General features: G+C 56.0%; 14 protein-coding genes. 10 read left to right on the forward strand and 4 right to left on the reverse strand.

Annotated elements, in window-relative coordinates; all coding sequences use genetic code 11:
* Positions 1 to 44: 44 nt before the first annotated feature.
* From CSR02_RS10280 to purM, 3 genes are read right to left on the reverse strand one after another with little or no spacing between them, the layout of a single operon-like run.
* Positions 45 to 1367, reverse strand: a complete 1323-nt coding sequence (locus tag CSR02_RS10280; protein WP_099541587.1) for an RsmB/NOP family class I SAM-dependent RNA methyltransferase — start codon at positions 1365 to 1367, stop codon at positions 45 to 47.
* A gap of 44 nt (positions 1368 to 1411) precedes the next feature.
* Complete coding sequence (gene purN, locus CSR02_RS10285; RefSeq protein WP_042786791.1) at positions 1412 to 2035, reverse strand: phosphoribosylglycinamide formyltransferase; 624 nt, start codon at positions 2033 to 2035, stop codon at positions 1412 to 1414.
* Positions 2032 to 3114: a phosphoribosylformylglycinamidine cyclo-ligase gene (purM, locus tag CSR02_RS10290; RefSeq protein WP_099541588.1), complete on the reverse strand. Its 1083-nt coding sequence runs from the start codon at positions 3112 to 3114 to the stop codon at positions 2032 to 2034. Before purM ends, purN begins: the two co-directional genes overlap by 4 nt.
* A gap of 111 nt (positions 3115 to 3225) precedes the next feature.
* Here purM and CSR02_RS10295 point away from each other — a divergent pair, with 111 nt between their 5' ends.
* The 10 genes from CSR02_RS10295 (at position 3226) to CSR02_RS10340 (ending at position 16561) form a co-directional block, all read left to right on the forward strand.
* Positions 3226 to 3993, forward strand: coding sequence for a P-loop NTPase family protein (locus CSR02_RS10295; protein ID WP_042786789.1), 768 nt, complete (start codon positions 3226 to 3228; stop codon positions 3991 to 3993).
* A 160-nt stretch (positions 3994 to 4153) separates the two neighbouring features.
* Complete coding sequence (locus tag CSR02_RS10300; RefSeq protein ID WP_099541589.1) at positions 4154 to 6436, forward strand: RNA degradosome polyphosphate kinase; 2283 nt, start codon at positions 4154 to 4156, stop codon at positions 6434 to 6436.
* A 97-nt stretch (positions 6437 to 6533) separates the two neighbouring features.
* Positions 6534 to 8024 carry a Ppx/GppA family phosphatase gene (locus CSR02_RS10305; protein WP_099541590.1) on the forward strand — a complete coding sequence of 497 codons (1491 nt, stop codon included), beginning with the start codon at positions 6534 to 6536 and terminating at the stop codon, positions 8022 to 8024.
* Positions 8025 to 8196: 172 nt separating this feature from the next.
* Positions 8197 to 10515 (forward strand): adenylate/guanylate cyclase domain-containing protein, encoded by a 2319-nt coding sequence (locus CSR02_RS10310; RefSeq protein ID WP_099541591.1) that lies wholly within the window; start codon positions 8197 to 8199, stop codon positions 10513 to 10515.
* Positions 10512 to 11411 (forward strand): MlaE family ABC transporter permease, encoded by a 900-nt coding sequence (locus CSR02_RS10315; RefSeq protein ID WP_042786787.1) that lies wholly within the window; start codon positions 10512 to 10514, stop codon positions 11409 to 11411. The genes CSR02_RS10310 and CSR02_RS10315 overlap by 4 nt, the downstream gene beginning before the upstream one ends.
* 1 nt (position 11412) lies before the next feature.
* Positions 11413 to 12114: an ABC transporter ATP-binding protein gene (locus tag CSR02_RS10320; RefSeq protein WP_042786786.1), complete on the forward strand. Its 702-nt coding sequence runs from the start codon at positions 11413 to 11415 to the stop codon at positions 12112 to 12114.
* Complete coding sequence (locus CSR02_RS10325) at positions 12114 to 13064, forward strand: MlaD family protein (protein WP_042786785.1); 951 nt, start codon at positions 12114 to 12116, stop codon at positions 13062 to 13064. Before CSR02_RS10320 ends, CSR02_RS10325 begins: the two co-directional genes overlap by 1 nt.
* Positions 13061 to 14002, forward strand: coding sequence for a hypothetical protein (locus CSR02_RS10330; protein ID WP_099541592.1), 942 nt, complete (start codon positions 13061 to 13063; stop codon positions 14000 to 14002). Before CSR02_RS10325 ends, CSR02_RS10330 begins: the two co-directional genes overlap by 4 nt.
* A 26-nt stretch (positions 14003 to 14028) precedes the next feature.
* The gene (locus tag CSR02_RS10335) at positions 14029 to 15402 is read left to right on the forward strand and encodes a discoidin domain-containing protein (protein ID WP_099541769.1); all 1374 of its coding nucleotides are present in this window, start codon (positions 14029 to 14031) and stop codon (positions 15400 to 15402) included.
* A 124-nt stretch (positions 15403 to 15526) separates the two neighbouring features.
* Complete coding sequence (locus CSR02_RS10340; RefSeq protein ID WP_183172566.1) at positions 15527 to 16561, forward strand: ion channel; 1035 nt, start codon at positions 15527 to 15529, stop codon at positions 16559 to 16561.
* 6 nt (positions 16562 to 16567) lie between these two features.
* On the opposite strand, the gene CSR02_RS10345 is transcribed toward CSR02_RS10340, so the two are convergent.
* Positions 16568 to 18772: an FUSC family protein gene (locus CSR02_RS10345; protein ID WP_099541770.1), complete on the reverse strand. Its 2205-nt coding sequence runs from the start codon at positions 18770 to 18772 to the stop codon at positions 16568 to 16570.
* Between the last annotated feature and the right edge of the window lie 64 nt (positions 18773 to 18836).

Raw genomic sequence — 18836 nt, forward strand, 5'->3', positions numbered from 1 at the left:
GCGCAACCGTATGTTTGGTCTTTTTTCAAACAGTTTTGCAAATGTTATGGGCGGATAAAGCGGGCGGCAAAAAATCCATCCATACCGCCTTTGTCTGCCCACATTCCGGGGTGGGTGCGCAGCCAGCCCTCGGCGGTTCTGGCTTCTGGCAGAAAGGCCAGTTCTTCTGGCGTAAACGGGTCTGGCACCAGCCCCATGGCCTCTGCGGCACGGGCGCGGTCTGGCCCTTCTTCCTGCTGCAAGGAGCATACGGCGTAAACCAGCCGACCACTGGGGCGCAGCATGTTTTTAGCAGCTTCCAGCAAACGGTCCTGCCCGGCGGTGAGTGCCGTCAGATCTCGCGGGCGTTTGACCCACAAAACATCGGGGTGGCGGCGTGCCGTGCCCGTGGCGGAGCAGGGGGCATCCAGCAAAATGGCATCAAGCGGGGTTTCCGGCTGCCATGTGCCCGCATCGGCTTGCAGGGTGGTGACATTGGCAAGGCCTAAACGTGCCAGATTTTCCTTCAGCCGTGCCATGCGGTTGGGGTTATTCTCAATAGCGGTGACATGGGCGCCAGTTACAGCAAGCTGCGCCGTTTTGCCGCCGGGTGCCGCGCACAGATCTGCCACTTTTTCTGTTGCCTGCACATTTAACAGCCGTGCAGGCAATGTGGCTGCAGCATCCTGCACCCAGAAGGCACCTTCTGCATATCCCGCCAGTTCGGCAACGCGGGTACCTGCCGGGTAACGTACAGACCCGTTGGGAAGCACAACGCCATCCTCCGGCGCTGTGGCACCGGGGCGCAGGGTAATATCCAAAGGGGCTTCATGGCTGATACCCACAGCTATGGCACGCGGCACGCCCCGGCCCAGCGCGCTCCATGAACTCCAAAGCCACGCGGGAATGTTCAGCCGTGCCTGATCCAGCCCTTCCAGCACGTTTTGTCCTTCTGCTGCTACCTTGCGCAGCACGGCATTGGCCAGCCCGGCAAACGGCGCCAGCTTGCGCCGCCGCAGGAGGGAAACCGTGGTGCCAACAGCAGCATGCGGAGGTGTTTCTAAAAACAAAAGCTGCGCGCAGCCGATCACTAGCGCCACACGTACGGGTTCTGGTGGTTCCTTGCGTAAAAACGGTTCCAGTACAGTGCGCAGCGTGCCCATGTGGCGCAATGTGGCTGCGGCCAGACGATGTGCTGCAGCTTTGTCCCGCGGTTCGGCCTTATGCGTTTGAGCAGAGCGGGAAAGGCTGTTTTCTAGCATACGCCGGTGTTCCACCACGCCGCACAGAATATCAAAGGCGATATCGCGCGTAGGATCAGGCTGCGGAGGGGCAGGGCGGCCTTTTCCACGTTTTGGGGAACGGGGGGCGCGTGCTGGTGTGTTCATAAGACTGTCAGAACCGTTCAGGAAAACAGAAAAGAAAAAGCGCCTTACCCAACAAGCAGGGCGCACTCTGCCGGAGCAGAAACAGGGCGTTGAAGCAGAAAGTGGCGGAGCACTTGTGGGTAAAGCTGGTGCTCCTGCTTGAGCACGCGTGCGCCAAGTATATCTGCTGTATCATCGGGTAAAACAGGCACGGCGGCCTGGCCCAGAATAGGCCCTTCATCCATGCCTTCTGTTACCAGATGCACAGTGCATCCATGCACGCGCACGCCAGCTTGCAACGCGCGTTCATGCGTATGCAGGCCGGGGAACACAGGCAGCAGGCTGGGGTGGATGTTGAGCATCCGGCCAGCCCATGCGCCGGTTAAAAACGGGGTCAGCAGGCGCATGTAGCCCGCAAGGCAGATAGCCTGAGCGCCAGCTTCCGTAAGGGCAGTGTGTACAGCGCGTTCATGCGCCTCACGGTTTTTGCCAAAATCACGATGGTTGATGGCCAGCGTGCGCAGGCCCGCTTTTTTAGCCATTTCCAGCCCCGGTGCATCCGGGTTGTTGCTTAAAACAAGACAGATGCGGGCAGGAAAGGACGGATCTTCACACGCGCGGATCAAGGCCGTGGCATTGCTGCCCCGGCCACTGATCAAAATGGCAATGGGTGTTTTTTCCACGCTCATGCTGCGCGAAAATCCGGGGCGGCCTGCATTTTCAAATCAGGCTTGGCGGTGGGGGAAGCAGCCTTGGCAATATGGCCGATACGCACGGCCTGTTCCCCCATATCATGCAGGCGGGCCAGAACGGCATCGGGTTCTGGCGTAATCAGAATCATGCCGATACCGCAGTTGAATACACGCAGCATTTCCTCGGTATCCACATTGCCGGTGCGGGCTAGCCATTTAAACACAGGCAGTACGGGCCATGTCTGATCAATCACTGCATCCAGCCCATCTGGTAGCACGCGGGGCAGGTTGCCGGGTAGGCCGCCCCCGGTAATGTGGGCAGCGCCGTGCAGCAGCCTGGCTTTGTGCAAGGCCAGAACGGGGCGCACATACAGGCGTGTGGGTTCCAAAAAGGCTTCACCAAGGTTTTTGCCCGGCGCAAAGGCTGCGGGGTCTGTCCATGCCAGATGGGCATCTGCCACAATGCGCCGCACTAAAGAGAAGCCGTTGGAATGCACGCCAGAGGAAGGTAGTGCAATAAGGGCATCACCTTCTGCAATGCCGGAGGGCAGGAGCGCGCCACGTTCTGCCGCACCAACAGAAAAACCTGCCAGATCATAGTGTCCATCGGCATACATGCCGGGCATTTCTGCTGTTTCACCGCCCACAAGAGCGCAGCCGGACTGCTCACACCCGGTGGCAATGCCGCGCACAACCTTGGCTGCACTGTTTACAGACAGACGGCCCGTGGCGAAGTAATCCAGAAAAAACAGAGGCTCTGCGCCCTGCACAATCAGATCATTCACGCACATGGCAACCAGATCTATGCCCACTGTTTCGTGCAGGTCATTATCAATAGCCAGTGTCAGCTTGGTGCCCACGCCATCTGTGCAGGAAACAAGCACGGGGTCTTTAAAGCCGGCGGCCTTCAGGTCAAACAATGCGCCAAATCCGCCAAGGCCCCCCATTGTGCCGGGGCGGTCTGTGGCTTTGGCCGCCGGGCGAATGGCGTCAACAAGGGCTTCGCCTGCTTCAATGTCCACGCCGGAATCACGGTAAGTGAGGCCGGAGGAAGGGGTGCTAGGTGAAGACGTCATGCGCGTGCTCTTGGTCCGAATGAGAATAAAGGTCGATGTGCGAGGCAGGGTGGGTTAGGATTCCCGCTTCAGGACAGTCTTTACGGCAGGAGAAGCGGCGCGCAAAGCGGCATGACACGGATTGATGACACAAAAAACGCCCTAAACGCGCCTTCGGGCGGGCAAAAGCGCCAAAATGAGAGCAGTGAGGCAGAACAGATTGCCTTGCCCTTTGCGCATCGCCCCCGATTCGGAAGGTCAGATTTTGTGGCGGCACCTTCCAATGCGGCCGCACGGGCATGGGTGCTGGATGCAGAAGCCGCTGCGCGTTGGCCGGAAGGCCGCATGGCCCTGTGGGGGGAAAGTGGTACAGGCAAAACGCACCTGCTCTCCATTTGGGCGGGGCGTTATGGTGCGCCCATTATGGAAGGCAGCCGCCTGAACACGCATGAAGCCGCAATGCTGTTTGAAGATGGCGGGTTCCGTGCTGCTGCGCTGGATAATGCTGATAAAGTGCCCAATGAGCGCGATCTGCTGCATCTTATCAATCTGGCGCGGGAGCGGCGCGTGGCCTTGTTAATGGTAGCCCGCAGGCCCCCCGCACGTTGGCCGGTAGTGTTGCCAGATCTGGCCAGCCGCCTGCGGGCCACGGCTTCTGTGCCAGTAGGTCCGGCAGAGGAAGGGCTTTTGCACCGCCTTTTGTTGCGATTGCTGGCCGAGCGCCAGATTGTGGTGGGCGCACAGGTTACAGAATGGTTGTTGCGCCGCCTGCCACGCCGGGCAAGTGCCATGCGGGATTGCGTGGCTATGTTGGACCAGGCGGCATTGGAATCGGGCGGCCCTATTACACGCGCCTTGGCAGCCAATGTGCTGGAAAGCCTGCTGACGCGTGAAGAATAATGAATATATTCATCTCAAACCGGTTGTGATGTTTCAGTTTTATGACATCATCATCAAGTTGATGAGCTGAACTTTTCGCGCTGCCTACGTTTGCGTAAAGCTTTGCTTGCCCCAAGGCGGGAAACGGGGCGCATGATGCAGCATAAGGAAAGGAAGAAACGTGACGGCGCAGGATAAAAAAGAGCAGGCCCCTGTAAAAGCTCGTTCACCAGCCCGGAAAGCAGCGCCCAGAAAACCTTCTACCCGCCAACCCAGGCAGAGCAGAAAAACGGCAGAGCGGCAGATCACGCTGGAAACGCCCGAACGGTTTATTAACCGCGAGCTTTCGTGGCTGGATTTCAACCAGCGTGTGGTGGAGGAGGCAGATAACGCCCGCAACCCACTTTTGGAACGCCTGCGCTTTTTATCTATCAGCGCCAGTAATCTGGATGAATTCTATTCCGTGCGTGTGGCGGGGCTTGTCGGACAGGTGCGTGAGGGGCTGACCAAACTCTCCCCCGATGGCCGCACACCAGCACAGCAGCTTGAGGCTGTGCGTGAACGTTGCGCCCGCCTGCTGCGTGAACAGCAGCGGATATGGACAGAACTGCGCGGCCTGCTGGCAGAAGCCGGTGTGGAACTGTGTGAGCCAGATGCGCTGACAGATGCGGATAAGGACTGGCTGGGCAAAACCTTTATGGACAGGGTTTTCCCTGTTCTCACCCCTCTGGCGGTGGACCCGGCACACCCGCTGCCGTTTATCCCCAATATGGGGTTGGCACTGGGCTTGCGCCTGCTTTATGCAGATACCGGCCTGTTTGCCATGAACGCCCTTATTCTGCTGCCGGCACAGATAGAGCGTTTTATCCGCCTGCCATCTCCTGCCCCCGCAGATGCCACAACACCCCCAAAGGTGCGCTTCTTCCGTCTGGAAGATCTGATCACCCTGTTTATTGATCGTCTGTTTGATGGTCTGGAGGTGGGGGAAAGCGTCGTGTTGCGCGTGGTGCGCGATACCGATGTAGAGTTTGAGGATGAGGCGGAAGATCTTGTCCGCTCCTATGAAACAGCCTTGAAGCGCCGCCGCCGTGGGGTGGTCATCCATCTGGATATGGAAAAGCGGGTGCCCACGGAACTGGCGGAAGCCATTGCCTCGGACCTTGATCTGCCGCCCGATGAAATTGCCGTGCATTCCGGCATGATCGGCGTGGTGGACCTGAAACAGATGATTGTGGATGACAGGCCGGATTTGCTGTTTCCGCCCTACACCCCGCGCTTTCCCGAACGTATTCGGGATTTCAACGGGGATTGCTTTGCCGCCATCCGCGCCAAGGATCTGCTGGTGCATCACCCATTTGAAAGCTTTGATGTGGTGGTGCAGTTTTTGCGGCAGGCCGCGCTGGACCCGAACGTGATTGCTATTAAGCAAACGCTGTATCGCACATCGCGCGATTCACCCATTGTGAAAGCGCTGATTGAGGCCGCAGAAGCCGGTAAATCCGTTACCGCCATGGTGGAACTGCGCGCGCGTTTTGATGAGGAAGCCAATATTCGCCTCTCCCGCGCGTTGGAAGCTGCGGGTGTGCAGGTAGTGTTTGGTTTTGCGGATTTAAAAACCCACGCCAAGCTCAGCCTTGTGGTGCGGCGTGAAGGTGGGCTTGTGCGCTCTTACGCGCATTTTGGCACAGGCAATTATCACCCCATTACCGCCCGTATTTATACAGATCTTTCCTTCTTTACGTGTGATCCGGCATTGGCGCGGGATTCTGCGCGCCTGTTCAATTACGTCACAGGCTACGCCATGCCTGCGCAGATGGAGAAAATTGCCTTTTCTCCCATCACCATCCGCAGCACGTTGAAAGAACTGATTCAGGAAGAAATTGACCACGTTAAGGCAGGTAAACCGGGCAGCATCTGGTTGAAGATGAATGCACTGGTGGACCCGGAACTGATTGATTGCCTGTACAAAGCCTCCTGCGCAGGGGTTAAGATTGTTGGCGTTATCCGCGGCATCTGCTGCCTGCGACCGGGTGTGCCGGGGCTTTCTGAAAATATCCGCATTAAATCCATTGTCGGGCGCTTTTTGGAACATTCGCGCATTTTTGTGTTTGGGAACGAACACCGCCTGCCATCGCGCTATGCCAAGGTCTTTATTTCCTCGGCAGACTGGATGACGCGGAATATGGATTGGCGTGTGGAAAGCATGGTGCCCATTACCAACCCCACCGTGCATGCGCAGGTTTTGGGCCAGATCATGGTGTCCAATATTAGAGATACCTTACAGTCATGGATGTTGGAGCAGAATGGAGAATGGCGGCGCGTCAACCCCGGCAACCGCCCATTTTCCGCACATGAATGGTTTATGACACATCCTTCCCTTTCCGGGCGAGGCTCTGCTGCGCATGACACACCCATCCGGGCCCCGGCATCTTTGACCTCTTCACAGGACTTGCTGATAGATTGATGTCTGAAATCATGAGCTTTTTTCTTGCGTCGGGATTATCTCATCCCCGTTGTTCCAAGCTGCGCGGGCAGTTTCTGCAAACGGGGAGGGGCTTCTGATGGAAGCAGAGCAGCCGTGCCGGTCCGCTGTGGTGGATCTTGGCTCCAATTCCGTAAGGCTTGTGGTTTTTGAAGGACGCTCACGCAATCCGCTTCCCATTTTCAATGAAAAGGCCGTGCTCCGTTTGGGGCGCGGGCTGACGGAAACCGGAAAGCTGAATGAAGAGGGCGTGGAAATGGCAAAGGAAGTGCTCAGCCGCTTCCATGCCATTGCCCGCGCCATGAAGGCTGATCCGTTTGAAATCCTGGCAACCGCCGCTGTGCGGGATGCCAGCAATGGTCCGGCTTTTGTACAAACCCTGCGTGAGAGCATGCCCGGTGTGCCCATCCGTATTCTTTCCGGCAAGGAGGAGGCCGATCATTCCGCCATTGGCGTTATGTGCGGTATTCCCGGTGCATCCGGCTTGGTGGCGGATGTGGGCGGTGGGTCACTGGAGCTTATTCATCTTACACCGCAGGGGCGGCATGATGCCACAACCCTGCCTCTGGGGATGATCCGACTGGCCGATCGCTCTGGCCGGGATCTGGATAAAGCCAAAACCTTGGCAGACAAGGATATTGGCGGTGTGGAATGGTTGCCCAAGGTTAAGGGTAGCACGCTTTATCTTGTAGGTGGGGCGTTCCGTGCGCTGGCGCGGCTCCAGATTGCGCGCACGCAATATCCGCTCAACATCGTGCACTATTATACAATGGATGTGCAGGAAGCGCGGGAGATGACGGGCTGGCTGCAAAACAGCTCGCGCCGCAGTTTGGAGCGTCTGCCCGGTGCACCACGCAAGCGGCTGGATGATACACCTTTTGCTGCCATGGTGCTGCGGCGCCTGATGAAAAAGGTGCAGCCAGACAAAATTGTATTTTGCGTGGATGGCCTGCGCGAGGGCTGGTACATGCTCAAGGTGGCGCCGGATATTCTGGCCCAGAACCCGATGGATGTGGTGGCGCGTGAAATGTGTGCCCGTTTCGGGCGTAGCAATTCATTACCGTATGCCTTGATGAAGTGGACAGATTTTTTGCGGCCAGAGGAAACGGCGGAAGAAAAATACCTGCGCCATCTGGCCTGCTATCTGTCTGATATCGGGAGCCATGATCACCCGGAATATCGGGCGGAACAAACCTATTGGCGTATTTTGCGGGTGCAAAGTGGCGGGTTTGACCATCCTTCCCGCGCATGGCTGGCGCTGGCGCTGGCTGTTCGTTACGCGGCAGATCAGCAGGCTCCCTTTCTGGCAACGTCTCGCGCCCTGTTGAGTGAGGCAGACTGGAAAAGTGCCGTGGTGCTGGGGCTGGCCTTACGGTTGGCCTATTCTCTTTCCGGTGGGGCTGGGCAGTTGCTGGAAGGCACCTCTCTTGAATGGGAAGGGAATGCGCTGGTGCTGATCCTGACATCTGCCCGTGTGGCCGTGAAAGGCGAGAGCGTGCGCCGTGGATTGGAGCGTCTGGGCCAGGCCCTGGATGTTGCAACACGTTTCGAGATTGAACTGGTTGGTTGATATGCCTTAAACAGGATACAGGTGCGGGGTGGACAACCCCCATCTATCGGGGCACATTACGGTTTATACATCCTGATATGGGGCAGTGGCGCGGTGGATAAGTCTGGCCGGGTGCACCTGTCTGTCAAATTTCAGGTTCTGAATAACCGGTAAAGCAGCGGAACCTTATCTCGTGTCTTCTGAAGAGATCATAGATCCCACAGTCCAGCACGATGCTTCTGTCCGAAGGGTTCTGCTGCATCTTGTCCTGCCATTTGTTGTTACGGTTATGGCTGTGTTGGCCATTGCGTTGGTGGGCATCAATTCCTACCGCACCACAAAGGAAGGTGTTTCCACCCTTACGCACCAGCTTATGGGTGCCGTACAACAATATATTGTGCAGCAGGTTACGGATTACATCCTGCCAGCCGCCACAGGTAACCTGATTGCCTCTGGCATGATCGAGCATGCCCCTGCACAGGTAGAAGATAAGGTTTTCTATTCCTACGGCAGCACCATGTTGCGCAAGATTCCACAGCTTCAGTCCTTTTATCTGGCGGATGATGAAGGGCATTTCATGCTCATCGCCCGTGCAGCGCAACAGGGCGTGCAGGAACATGTGCGTCTGATTGAAAAAAACGGCCACACATATTTTCATCATGCGTTCTGGGATGAGAGCGGGCAGAAAATTTCTGAAACGGAAGAAGACGCCAAAGGCTATGATCCACGCACGCGGGACTGGTACAAGAATACCGCCGGTACAGACAAGGTAACCTGGACAAAGCCGCACCTTTTCCCCACCACCAGCCAGTTTGTTATGACCAGTTCCTTACGGTTCAAGACCGATGCTGGCCATACAATGGTGTTTGCCACCAATATTTCGCTTAATGAGCTCAGCTCCTATCTGGATCAGATCAAGGTTGGCAAAACCGGTTCTGCCATGATTGTGGATAGTCATGGCCTGCTGATTGCCGGAAAAAATCTGACTCAGCAGGCCAAGGCAGCTGGCTGGGACCCCGATAAAATGGTGCTGGACCGGAACGCCTATCCGGTTTTTGCGCTGGGGTATGATCATTACCGGGTGCGCGGTGTTGGCCCGCGGCATGTTACGTGGGATGGCAAAGATTACATTACCATTGCCGCATCCTTGCCGCGCTATTCCGATAGCTGGGTCTTGCTGATGGCCGCGCCCGAAAGTGATTTCGGCTCCTTCGCGCGCCAGAGCAGCCATCAGAGCTTGCAGTTTTTGGCCATTATCACAGTTTTCTCGCTTGTGTTGGCCGGTTTGCTGGTGCGTCAGGTTCGGCGGACAGAAGCCGGCACACGTCTGCTGGAAAAACAGAAGGCGCAGATCCAGCGTGAAAGCTCTGCCGTGCAGGTGGTGGCTGTTGCACCTCGTCTGTTTGACCCCACAGTGGAACCGCTTAGCCTGACAGAGCAGCTTACGCTTGTAACGGGTGCGCGCCGTGCCACGCTGTGGCGCTTTTTGCATGATGGCGCCGCGATGGTGTGTGAAGATGCGTATGATCAAACGCAGAACACGCATTCTGGTGGATTTGAAATGGCCCGCACGGAACTGGGACCATTTTTTGCCGCGATAGAAGAGGGCAACGCGTTTTCAGTTGAAAATGCGGCGGTGGATCCGCGCACCACACGGTTTGAGCGCCTTATCATGCGTGAGCTGGGCACCAAGGCGCTGACTGTTTGCCCTGTGCACGGCCCACACGGTGTGGAAGGCGCGATTATGCTGGAAGATCCGCACCTGCAACCGCACCTGCTTTACTTCCTGGATCTTATGGCAGGGGTGGCGGCTTTGCGTTTTGCAGCGCAGGCCCAACTGTTGGATAGTCAGGCAGGTAAAATTGTGGATGCCGGGCAGCAGGTTGCCGCGCTGGATGTGCCGCCGCCGCAATCCGATAATATGCTGATGATGGCGCCCGAAGCAGCCGCTGTAAATTCTGCCAGCATTTATCCCTCAGTGGCTGTGCTGGTCATTACGTTCTCCGACCCTGTTGTAGAAGGTGAGAAAGAAACCGAGGCGTTGATTGCGCTGATCAACCAGCTGGCGGCGGATGTGCAGTCTGTTGCGCAGGAAGAAAAACTGTTTGCCGTGGAAGTGGCCGGCCACCGTATGATCTGCACGGCAGGGTGTCTGCCCCAGCCGGATGTTACAGCCATTGTGCGTGTTGCAGATGCCGCGCTTAAAATGCGTGAAATCTTTATGGCATCCTTGGCTGCGGCAGATCTGGAACCTGTGTTTACCATGGGTATTGATTACGGCCCGGCATTTGGTGGCGCGGTGGGTAACTCCCCCAAAGTGTTCAACCTGTGGGGGCAGACAGTTTCCTTGGCCGAGCTGATGGCTGCAGGGGCAGCAGATCCTGGCACCATTCAGGTTACAGAACGTGTGTACGCTGTGCTGCGTGACAGATACCTGTTCCGTAGCCGGGGCACCTTCTTTGCGCCACATCTGGGTCTGGGGCGTGCTTATACATTGGCGGCAAGGCGATGAGCGGTAGCCAGCAAACGGGCGGCCCACCACATATGCCGTCGGATGATGAACCGGATCTGGTTCTGCAAACAGATGCCCACAAGCCGGCCCAGCGTGTTCCCCTGCATGAATGGATACGCAGGAAGCTGGCGTGGGTTGGCCGGCTTGTGCGCAAACAGGCACGGTTTTTTCTGATTGTGCTGGGGGCAGGCTGGGGCGTTATTTTTGAAAGCTTCCGCTCCCACGCATGGCGCCGCACAGTGCGGTACGAATTTGTAACCACCATGAACAACATTATCGGCGGCGGTGTGAGCGCATCTCTGTTTGCCGGTATGCTGACAGGTGTGGCTGCTGTTTCGCAGGTGATTTACTGGCTGGGTCTGACCGGACTTGCCAAAATGACCGGCTCCATTCTGGTGAATGTGGTGATCCGTGAAATTGCACCCATTCTGGTAGGTATTCTGCTGCTGGGGCGTAATGGCATGTTGTCCGCCACGGAACTGGGGCTGCTTACTATTGGTGGGCAGGTGCGCTCCATGCAGTCCGTGGGTATGGACCCGTTTCTGATGCTGGTTTTGCCCCGCACGCTGGCGTTTACTGTTGCCGGGTTTACGCTGGGTATTCTGTTTTCCATGTCATCGCTGATAACAGGGTATGTTATCAGCCGTATTTCTGGCGTGATCACCAACCCGATCTGGACTTTTCTAGATGATGTGGCAGCGGCCATGTCGGTTACGGATTATGCCGTTATTCCGCTTAAATTCATCATGGTTGGTTTTGTGGTGGGGCTTGGCGGCTGTCTGACAGGCCTGACCGCCACGAACGAGGATTCACTGCGCACGCTGCTGCCACGCGGCTTTTCCCGCGGGATGCTGATTGTGATGATGGTGAGCGTTCTGTTCAGTCTGGATCTGTAAGATGGAGACATATGCAGCAGGCCCACTTCTGGAATTGAACAAGGCAGTACCCTCCTTTGAGGATAGTGGGCTGCCCCCAATCCCTTTCAACATGAAGCTGATGCCCGGTGAATGTATGATAGTGGAAGCGCGGGACCCAAGCCGCGCCACCATGTTTGCCGATATGTGTAGCGGCATGGTGGAGCTGGAAAGTGGGCAGGTCAGCTTTATGGGGCTGGACTGGGCAAACCTGCAGGATCGGGAACTTAATGCCCTACGTGGGCGCATAGGGCGTATTACACGCCGCGCCAGCTGGGCGGAGTTTATGCCCACGCATCTGGGTATTATTTTGCAGCAGTTGCACCATACCACCCGCACGCTGGATGATCTGGTGGCAGAAGCGGTGCGGCGGTCAGAAGATTTTGGGCTGCCGGGAGTGCCAACTGTTAGCCCCTCCCTGCTTTCAGATACAGATCTTACGCGTGTTTCATGCGTGCGGGCTTTTATGGGGCAGCCACATCTGCTGCTTTTGGAAGACCCGCTGGAGGGTGGCCCGCCCGAAATGTATAATTCTTTCCTTTCTTCGGTAACAGAGGCGCGGGACAGAGGGGCAGGCGTAATCTGGCTGGTGCGCAGCAATGCCGTTTGGCAAAGTTACCGGCAGGGTATTACCTCCACATGGCGTCTTGCTGATGATGGCCTAGTAGCAGTACGGATGGCATAATGTTCCAGCTCCGCTTAAGACAGAAAGTAAAACCTCTTATTTCCCTGCGTTATGCAGATGAATGGGTTGGTTTTCTTGTTCTTCTCAGCCTCGTTATTTTTGCAGGCGCGGTGATTGAAGCCGGTGTGCTGCGAGACTGGCTCACCCCACCTGCGCGCCTGCGTGTGGTGTTACCTGCTTCTGGCGTGGGTGGTCTTACTGTTGGGGGGGATGTGCAGCTTATGGGGGCCCATGCGGGCACCATCCGTTCCATCAAACTTAATCCATCGGGCAATATGTACGCATTGGTGGATCTGGATCCGCAGGCCAAGCCATTTATCCGGCGTGACAGTTCGGCCATTATTCGCAAGCAGTTGATTGTAACAGGTGCCGCCTATCTGGATCTGAGCCGTGGGCATGGTGAGCCTATGGACTGGAGCTACGCAGTTGTAAGCGCCACACCAGCCCCTAACCCGGCAGACCAGATTACGGCCACACTTAACAGCATTCAGGCCCAGATCATGCCAGCTCTGGCAAGTGCACGCCACATGATGGCACAGCTTGATGGCACCATTAGCGATATGCATGCCGGCAAGGGCACAGTGGGCCAGTTGATGACGAATGATCAGCTTATCAAACAGGCGGAAGCTACCATTGTTTCGCTCAATGGGGTGATTAATCGCCTGAAGCCGATTGAAAACCAGATTTCCGGTATCATGAACAAAACCGATGCCACGGTAGCGAACCTGAAAGGGGCCTCGCATGATCTGAAAGGCGCCACACCGCATCTGCCGGGCATTGCCGCTAATCTGGATGCCAGCACCGCAGATCTGCCAGCACTTCTGGCACAGGCACAAACAACACTTTACGGGCTGGAAAAACTGACAGATCAGCTGCGCGGCATGTGGCTGCTGGGAGGACAAAAAGTGGTAAGGCATAACCGTCTGTCACCCAAGCAGGTGCGGCCATGAGGTATTTTTCCCCCGCTGCGGCTGTTTTGTGTCTGCCTCTTTTACTGGTCGGGTGTGGCGGTGCTGCGCAGGATAAGCCAACCGCACAGGATGATGCCGCGTGGGATCAGGCCATGACAGCAGGGCGGGATTCCTTTGAGCTGGGGCGGTATAGTGTGGCGGTGACCCAGTATCGCAAGGCAGCAGATTTGGCTTTGTTGCGTGATGATGTGAGTGCGATAACCGAGGCCGGGTATGATCTGGCTGTGGCGCAACTGGCGGCAAACGCGCCAGATAAAGCCCTGCAAACAACACAGGCCACGCGGCAAGCCGCAGCTGCGCGGGGGCAAACTCAGCTTTACGCTCTTGATCTGGTAGAAGCCGCAGCCCATTACAGGTTGGGCCATTACAGTTCTGCCATTTCCTCTGCCACGCAGGCCATGCAGTCATCCGATACGGCATTGGCGGGCCGCGCAGCCCTGGTGCTGGGGCTTGCGGCAGATGCACAGTCCGATAGTGCGAATCTGCAAAAAGCAGCAGCGTATCTTGCCAGCCTTAAAAAGCCGCTTTCTTCTACTCAACAGGCTGACCAGGCGGAAATTCAGGCACGGGTGCTGCGTCAATCCGCACCCCAGCAGGCAGAAACTCTTGCCATGCAGGCGGCAGACTTGCGGCGTGCGGATGGGGCCTATCGGGATATGGCACGCGCACTGGCGCTGGCAGCACGTATTGCCTCCGCACAGGGGGATCAGCAAAAAGCTCGTGCATTGTGGGAACGCGCCGCACAAAGTGCCGCAGCACAGTCTAGCAGCCTGAACCGGATGGATGCCCAAACACTGGCGCATGGGTCCATCACCAAGGGGAATTACGTGCCGCCTGAAGATGATGCCGCAGCATGGGCGCGTGATGCCGGTGGTGTTGCCCTTCGGCCTTTTGAGGAAAAAGACGCGCAGCAATAACGTATCAGGCGCGTATGGCTGGGGTTATGCAACGGAATTTAATTATTGCACGTTGTGGTGCGCAGTCCCTGCATCCAGAATGGCGTAAAGGCGGCGCACCAGACTGGGATCTGGTTTTGTGCCCGTTTCAGCCTATAGAGATGCAAGGCCTACCCGGCCAGATGGTGGTGGGCCATAAATGGGATGGTCTCTACCGTTTTCTGACAGAATGGGATGGCTGGCAGCAGTATGACTATATCTGCTTGCCAGATGATGATCTGTTTGCCACAGCAGAGACGTGGAACCGCTTTTTTGCCGCGTGTGGGCAGTATAAGGCCAAGCTGGCCGCTCCGGCACTTACGCCGGGTTCTTTCTGTAGCCACCTTTCCACTTTGCAGAATAAAAACTTTGTTGCGCGGGCCTCTACGTTTGCAGAAATCATGGCACCCTGCATGCATCGTGACTTTTTGCAGCAGGTGTTGCCAACACTCCGTTTTTCACGCGCGGGCACAGGGTTTGGGTTGGATCTGCTTTGGCCCATGATGCTGGGCTGGCGCGATATATGGATTATGGATGCAACGCCAGTGGAACACACGCGCCCCGTAGGGCAACAGCGTTCTTCCGCCTTGGGGGAAATGAGCGAGTACGATTTTCGCTTTATTGCAGGCTTAGGCGTAGTGGGGGCAACGTGGCCTTATGGCGGCTATACGCCGCAAGGCACCTATTTGGATTATCAGGACAAGCGCTTTGCAGAGGTTTATCGGCAAGGCTATGCCTATGTGCAGCAGCAGTATCCACAATACTGGGCGGAGGTTTGTGCGTTTCAGGCCAGTGCGCCACCGCAGGTTAGTGCGCAAGCTCTGCGCAAGCTGGAGCACGCTCTGTTTCATCTTAATAAAGATACGGGAACGCTTCTTTCGCGCCATCGGCCGGCCAGAGTTTCTTCCGTGTCGCAATGGTCATGGTCGCAAGATGCGGTGCGTGAGGCCTCTGGCGGAAATGATGGGCTGATTAACGGCGGATACGGGTTTCATACAGATTTTGAGGATAATCCGTGGTGGCAGGTTGATCTGGGACAGATGTGTGCGGTGCATGAAGTTGTGCTGTATAATCGGCTGGATCAGAAGGAATGCTGCGTGCAGCTGAATATTCTGGTGTCAGAGGCCGGCACATATTGGCAGACAGTGTTTGCCAAACAGGATGAAGCTTTTTTTGGTGGGGCGGATTCTGAGCCTTTGCAGGTGATGTTGCCTACTCCGGTTATGGCGCGCTTTGTGCGTGTGCAGGCCGTTGGGCACACAGTGCTGCATCTGGATCAGGTAGAAGTGATGGGGAGCCCCGCTGGCGCAGCAGCGCAAAAAGGGGTTTTTCAAAAGGCCATCTATAAAACGGCACGTTTTCTAAACGCATTGCGCGGTTAATGGCGTAGTGACGTGTTTATGTGTTTTTTGCAGGAATTTGCAGGGGTTCTATGCAGAATTGTTGAGGCACGCTTATGCTGTGCCGTGTATCACCGCAGCATAGGCGTATCCCCATACCGGGCAGGTGCGTGGAGCGGTGATGATGAAAAGACTGTTGCGACGGTATCGGAAGAAAAATCAGCTTGATAAGGAAATTCGCCACACACCGCTGGAGGATGTTGGCGGAACCACCAAAGCGCAGAAAAAGAAAGACGCAAAACATTTTCATTTAAGCGCGCGTGAGGCTGCCAAGCGGTTTAGCGCACATGCGTTGGTGGAAGAAAAAGGCCACCATGATGTTGTGCGTGTGGGGCTGAAGGATAGCGTATGGACAGATTTGTACCATCACGCCCTTACAGCAAGTTGGCCCGCGTTTACGGCGGTTGCGGTTTTTTCCTACCTGCTGATCAATTTCATATTTGCGCTGCTGTATATGGTCGCCCCTGAGCAGATCACAAGCGACAGCCAGCATACTCTGCTTTCACTGTTCTTTTTTAGTGTGCAAACACTGTCCACCGTAGGCTACGGGGGCATGACACCCGTTGGCATTTATGCAAATGCCATAGTCTCGCTGGAAGTGTTTATCGGCATGATGCTGACAGCCGTGGCTACGGGCCTGTTATTTGCGCGTTTTGCCCGCCCGCGTGCGCGTATCATGTTCAGTAATACTGCAGTTGTCAGTAATGAAAGCGGGATTCCCGCACTCTGCATCCGCATTGCCAACTTGCGTGTCAGCGTTATCCTTTCAGTGGATGTAGAGGTTGCGCTCTCGCGTTTGGTTATGGGGGAAAACGGGCATCTGGTACGCAAGTTTGACCAGTTATTGCTTGTGCAATCCCATGTGCCGGTGCTGCGTTTTGCGTTTGTTATGGCGCATGTGATCGGGCCGGATAGCCCATTGCATGGCAAGACAATGGCGGAACTGGAAGCAGAAGAAGCCGAAATTATTGTAACGGTTACTGGCACGGATGAAGCCTTGGGCCAAACAGTGTTTGCCAGAACAGCCTATCGGTTTGACCGGGTGCGCAATAACCATCGGTTTGTCGATATTGTGGTGTCTCGCCCAGATGGACGCATTGCGGTTGACTATACCCGCTTCCATGATGTGGAGCAGCACTAACCCTTTCTAGGCTGCCAGTTGATCTGGCATGCCAGAAAGATGAAAGCGCCGCGTTACATCCATAAATGTGGCATGGGTTGTAAACTCATGCCGCAAAACCTCCAGCGCACCTATGGCCCGTATAAGGTCTATTTGCTGAGATAGATTTTTCTCTCCCATAGCGGCTGGCAAGAGCGCGTGCAGCGCTTGTGCGGCAGCCAGAGCAGGGGCCTGTGTATAGCCTTTTATCTGGCTGATTGTTGCCAGTACATGCGTAATTTGCTGCATCTGTGCAGCTGATAAAAGCTGGTGGGACATAACATTGCGCAGCCGTAAAATAAGCAGGCCAATAGTCATCGCGCTCATGGCGCCAGCAAGATAGGCTTCCACCAGCGCGTTGGGGTGCGTGCCCGCATGGCGAATAATTTGTGCAAGCCTATTGCCAGAATGTGCAATCCATTGCGCGGATGTATATGTCAGCCGACCTTTGGCCATCTGCCGCAAATCATGCACCACTTTTTGGCGTAGCCTCCATCGTTCGCCTGCGGCATCAAACGGCAGCACAAGCCGAAAAACCCATATACCCAGCCCAATACCCAACACCACGGCGGGTGTGGTGTTCAACCACGTTATCTCATCCATGCGGCTCTGGTTGGCTGGCCCCACCATAAAGGGCAGAAAGTTGTTATAGGCCGCAGCTGTGCCCGCAATGCTGCCGGGCGCACGCAAGGCCAACCCACCCACCAGCATGGGGAAGAAAAGCGATGCCAGCAGCGTTTCCACAGCAGCTTGCTGCGGCAACACAACAAAACTGAGAATAAAGGACACAACAGCTGCCCACACAGCACCACGAAAGAAGCCGCTGGCCGCATGTACCGGATCTTCAAACGAAGAAAAGCGCGTGGTGGTCACAGCTACAAACATGGCAAGGGTAGAGCCATCGGGCCATGCTGTAACTTCCCATAACAGTCCACCTGCGCAAATGGCCGCAGCAGAGCGCAGGCCATTGTTGGCAGCCAGGAACACATCCTTTTCCGGGTGCCGATCAAACCGGAAGTGGTCAGATCGGTTGGGTTCCTGGGTGGCAATATAGTGTTTGAGAACCAGATCCAACGCCATCAGTAGTTTGGCCAGAGCAGATTCCAGAATGCGCCCTTCCAACAGGTTATGCCGTTCCTGCTGCGTGGTGGGCTGGTTTTGTTGCTGCAAAAGCTGAAAACGTATGAGCCGATCTATGCCGCGTTGCTGGCTATGGGTGCGGTAATGCTGGATTTGGGCGCATGCCCGCATGGCAGCGGTTACGGTGCTATCCTGTTGCAGTTCTGCCGGAAGCGTGGTGAGGAGCTGGCAAATATCATCTATGGCCTGTTGAAAATCTGGAGGCACAGGTGCGGCTGCCTGCATATGAATACGAAGCGTTATGCCACGGGCCAGAAAGGCGGCAATGGCGTTCAGGCTGGCACGTGCGTGATCTCCTGCATGGTTGTGCGGGCCCATTTCAATTTCGCTGAACTCTGTCTGATCTGCCAGAGAGGGAATACTGCCTAGCAAGGCGCGGGAGCGTAAAAGCCCATCTGGCTGGTTGCGCAACAGCCCCTGCACACCCGCACACGCACCCTGTAGGGCGCTGAGCAGGCGCTCGCGCATTTTCTGTTCGGCAACATCTTCAAGGTTGGGGGCAAACAGGGCTGCCAAAAGGCTTTCACACACAATGCCCAGTGTAATGTAGGTGGTGCGCGAAAGCGCGATCATAAACACATTATCGGGCTGATTGGCCGCATTCAGCACAATAATGGTGGTGGTGAAGGAAATAAGAACCAGCGCGTAAGAACGAAAATTACGCAAAAATGTTGCAATGGCGCAACATCCACCTGCCCATATGGCCAAAAAAGGAAACACAAGCCCCGGCTCCTGCGGAAAAGCCGCCAGAAATGTAACGCCAGCCACAGCGCCAATGCAGGTGCCAATTAACCGCCATTTGGCTTTGGAAAGACTTTGCCCGCGTGAATTCTGCGCCACAATCCACGTGGTCATGGCGGCCCATTGGGGGCTGTCCATTTCCATCCATAGGGCAAGGCTTAGGGCAATAAAGGCTGCAACTGTTGTGCGCAGGGCAAACCCCAGATTTTCCGGAGCAGGGGCAATAAGCCATGCAAGCGGAAAGGCCGGGCTGCGCTGCATTTTGGCATACAGGCTACGATACCATTGGAATGGAAATAGAAACGAAACCACGCAGCCAGATGCCTTAGATTGAAGGGTTGTTATAACAATCCCTTGAGCATCTGACAAAAAAAGA

The organism is Acetobacter pomorum (genome assembly GCF_002738225.1).
Lineage (GTDB): Bacteria > Pseudomonadota > Alphaproteobacteria > Acetobacterales > Acetobacteraceae > Acetobacter > Acetobacter pomorum.